General features: G+C 39.2%; 3 protein-coding genes and 1 riboswitch (1 of these 4 only partly in view). All 3 genes read right to left on the reverse strand.

Going from position 1 to position 3,843, the window contains the following annotated elements; all coding sequences use genetic code 11:
* Positions 1 to 486: 486 nt before the first annotated feature.
* The gene (locus V7121_RS22645; protein ID WP_335494805.1) at positions 487 to 1,890 is read right to left on the reverse strand and encodes a sensor histidine kinase; all 1,404 of its coding nucleotides are present in this window, start codon (positions 1,888 to 1,890) and stop codon (positions 487 to 489) included.
* On the reverse strand, positions 1,880 to 2,554 hold the full coding sequence (locus tag V7121_RS22650) for a response regulator transcription factor (protein ID WP_335494803.1): 675 nt from the start codon (positions 2,552 to 2,554) through the stop codon (positions 1,880 to 1,882). Before V7121_RS22650 ends, V7121_RS22645 begins: the two co-directional genes overlap by 11 nt.
* A gap of 241 nt (positions 2,555 to 2,795) precedes the next feature.
* Positions 2,796 to 3,791 (reverse strand): adenosine deaminase, encoded by a 996-nt coding sequence (gene add, locus V7121_RS22655; RefSeq protein WP_335494800.1) that lies wholly within the window; start codon positions 3,789 to 3,791, stop codon positions 2,796 to 2,798.
* A 46-nt stretch (positions 3,792 to 3,837) separates the two neighbouring features.
* A riboswitch (purine riboswitch) is annotated at positions 3,838 to 3,843 on the reverse strand (it continues 95 nt past the right edge of the window).

Below are 3,843 nucleotides of genomic sequence, written 5' to 3' on the forward strand. Positions count from 1 at the left end.
TTACGTTGGCTTAGTTTCACTTTCTTACGAAAGATTCACTAATAAAAATATTGTTGACGTTTCTGCTTTGTTTAGTTTTCAAAGAACTATTTTTTTGTGACAGGCTTATATCTTATCATCTCGTCCCCAGAAAGTCAAACATTATTTTAAAATAATGTTTTTTCGAACAAACGAGATTACTAGCATATCAGCAACAGTCTCAATTGTCAACTGGTGAAGGGATTTTCTTAGGAACATTTTATTCTCTATTAGAATGCCCTCATCAGATTTACTATCTTACTATCATATTTAAATTAAGTCAACTATTATTCTATTATTTTTTTTAACCACTTGACCTGAAATGCATTTCATAAGCTATTCTATACTTGCCTGAATCTCACAACACAAGGTCGGCGTTATCTGAATCTACTGAGCGTGACGACTGTGTTTTGATGTAAAAAACCCACAATATGGCGGATAGTATCAGGCACTATTCGCCATAATTTATTACTTTTTTTCTATCGGGATAGAAATCTTAAAAGTACTTCCTTTTCCAAGTTCACTGGTAACTTTGATTGTCCCCTGGTGTGTTTCAACAATCCATTTGGCTATGGAAAGCCCTAAACCATGTCCGCCCATTTGCCGGGAGCGAGATTTATCAGACCTGTAAAAACGTTCGAAAATACGCTGATAATCCTCTGGCTTAATCCCGATTCCTGTGTCTTGGACAGAGATCCTTAACTGTTGCCCTGCATTTTGTAGAGAAAGCTCCACTTCCCCGCCTTGTGGTGTGTATTTTATTGCATTATCTAAAAGAATATATAAAAGCTGTGATAGCCGTTGCGGATCTCCAACGATGAGCAGCGAAGCAGGTGAATTTAAATGAAGCGTGATTTGTTTGGCCACCGCAAGCGGCCGAACGGCTTCAATTGCTGTTTTGGCTTTGGGACAAAAGTCAAAGGTCTCTATGCTAAGTTGATTGGTATTGGAGTCGGAACGAGCTAATGTTAATAGATCACTTACCAGATGGGTCATCCGCTTCACTTCTTGACGCATATTAGTAAGTAATTTCTCTACCATATCACTTTTAGGAGGATTAATCGTCATTTCCACAGCATCAATCGATGACAACAAGACACTTAATGGAGTCCGTAATTCATGGGAGGCGTCAGCCACAAATTCGTGCTGCCTTGTAAAGACGCTGCTAATTGGAATCATTGCTCTTTTAGACATAACCATACTCATATAAATGGCAATTCCTAAAAAGACAAGACCAATGATAATAAGGATTATCAATAACGAATGGAATAGCTGATATGTTAACGTAATATCCTTTCCAACGTACAACTTTCCGATGAATTGACCCTTTTCGTAAATTACCCGGCTGGCAATCATGAGTCGAATATCCTGAGATGCCCCACGCGGGTGAAACTCCTCCTTCATTCCCCTTCCCTTTGAAACCCCCTGGTCATGTAAAGTTACCTTTTTAACTTTGCTTTCATTTTGAAATGGTTCATTGATCTGTCGTAATAATTCAGGACGTAAGCGGCGATTCGATTCATTGCCCATTAGTAGTTCCCCATTAGAATTTTCTACATAATAAAAGAACTGATTTACTCCCGTAAATACCACCTCTTGGTCATCCATTCCCTGCAGGTTATTTTGATCACTTTTCAGTAAATAACTCTCAATGAAGCTTGCTTCTTGGTTCACTAATGATTGAAGTTCTCGTTCTTGATTGTTTAATATAACAACATAAAGAATGGTATAAACGATTGAAATAAATAAGACGAGAAAAAGCATGAGCAGTCCACTATACATTCGGGTCAACCGGCCTTGTGTACTCTTAAAGATATCTTTTTCCCCACGATTGGTAAGGTTCCGGATCCATGCGCGAAGGTTAGTTTCCAAACTTATAACCTACCCCTCTGATGCTTTGAAGCAACTCTTGTTTTCCAATCACTTTCAGTTTCTTTCGAATTAATTTGACAGTGGCGTCAATAGTTTTTGGAGCAACCTCTGAATCGAAGCCCCAAATGCGCTCTAAAATCATCTCGCGCGGCAATACCTGCCCCTTATTTTTTATCATTAAATCTAATAACTGGAATTCACGAGGGCTAAGTTGAATTTCACTGCTGCCCAGACCAACACTATGACTCTTCCGATTTAGAACCATTTCATGAATTTGGATCTCTTCCTCTAAAATCGGTGCATAATTACGACGAGAAAGTGCCCGCAGCCTAGCTAAGAGTTCATCAATTTCAAACGGCTTAACTAAATAATCATCAGCACCGGAATCTAATCCTTCAATTCGGTCCCCCACCGTATCTTTGGCAGTTAACATCAGGATTGCGCCAGAATAACCATGTTTCCGTAATCGCGCGCACACTTCCACACCCGTTCCATTCGGCATCATCCAGTCCATAATGATGACATCATAGTGGACCGAGGTAGCGTAATAGAATGCATCTTCTCCATCTGTAACCCACTCAACTTGGTAGTTGCCCTTCTTTTTTAGCATATAAACGATCAATTCCCCGAGCCGGATATCATCTTCCGCTAATAAAATATTCATGGCATTAACCCCTTTTTAGACTGATATCTCGTGAATTCAGTCACTCTAGTAAATCCAATCTAGCATCTTAATCTTAACGTTAGCTTAAGAATAGGTTTGGCCATACCATACATAAAAGATGAACCAAAAACATTGGTGCTTGTATATCAAATTTTTCATAGAAAAAGGTGTCAGGTACCATGTGAAAATTTCACATGGTACCTGACACCTTATCTTTTATTTCTATCCTTCTTCTACTCTATTAAGAGAGGTATTTCTTTAGGATTTCCTTTGTTTCGGCGTCTGCAAAGCTTGCTTCGACGCTGTTGTTGTAAATTTGTTTATAGTCCTCTTCACTTATATTGAATTCGTTAAATACGATATTACATTCATTTGCCATCGTTGTATCAGAGACGGTCCGATTGTCTGTGTTAATCGTTACTTTGATTCCATCGCTATGGAATTGATGGATGGGATGTTCACTGAACTGGTTCACTGCTTTGGTTTGCACATTACTTGTCGGGCACATCTCAAGCACGACATTTTTTTCTTTCACGATGTTATATGCCTCATCACAGTCTTTTATAAATACACCGTGGCCAATTCTCTCTGCACCCAAAAGTTCAACAGCTTCTAAAACGTTTTTACCTACCCCAGCTTCACCTGCATGAATCGTCACTCGATATCCATATTCTCTTGCTAAGGCGATTGGTTCTACGAATCTCCCGCTAAAACCTTCCTCTTCTGATGCGCAAAGGTCAATGGCGACTACTCCTTTGCCAAGGAATTTCTTCCCTTTCTCGACCACTTCAAACGCTCGCTCTGCTGACATTGTTCTCATACAGGAGAGGATCAAGTTTCCTTTTATATCATACTGCTCTTCTGCATCCTTCAATCCCTCTAGGACACTTTGAATGATTTCGTCAACTTCTAATCCACCTGCCGTGTGTAACAAGGGAGCAAATCGCACTTCCATGTATTTCACATTTTCACGGGCCGCGTCCTCAAAAAGTTCAAAGGTAATCCTTCTAAGGTTTTCCTTTGATTGCATAACTAAATTAGGGATAGCAAATTTCTCTAAATATTCATCAAGGGATTCACACTCTAATGGAGCGATGAGCTCTCTTTGAATTTCTTCCTTATCCATCGAAGGTAAGCGAATTCCTTCGCTCTTGGCGATATCCAAGATAGTTTCTGGTCTAAGACTACCATCTAAATGGCAGTGAAGTTCAATTTTCGGTAAAGTTGCAAAATTCATCCGATATTACCTCCTAGTTTTAATAAAAAAAAAAAATTCCTGATTACGAAGA

The sequence above is a fragment of the Neobacillus drentensis genome (genome assembly GCF_036962125.1).
GTDB lineage: Bacteria > Bacillota > Bacilli > Bacillales > Cytobacillaceae > Neobacillus > Neobacillus drentensis_B.

Bases quoted from the DNA above. Each gene is read 5' to 3' on its own strand.
- V7121_RS22650 (WP_335494803.1), bottom strand. From the start codon at position 2,554: ATGAATATTTTATTAGCGGAAGATGATATCCGGCTCGGGGAATTGATC.
- add (WP_335494800.1), bottom strand. From the start codon at position 3,791: ATGAATTTTGCAACTTTACCGAAAATTGAACTTCACTGCCATTTAGAT.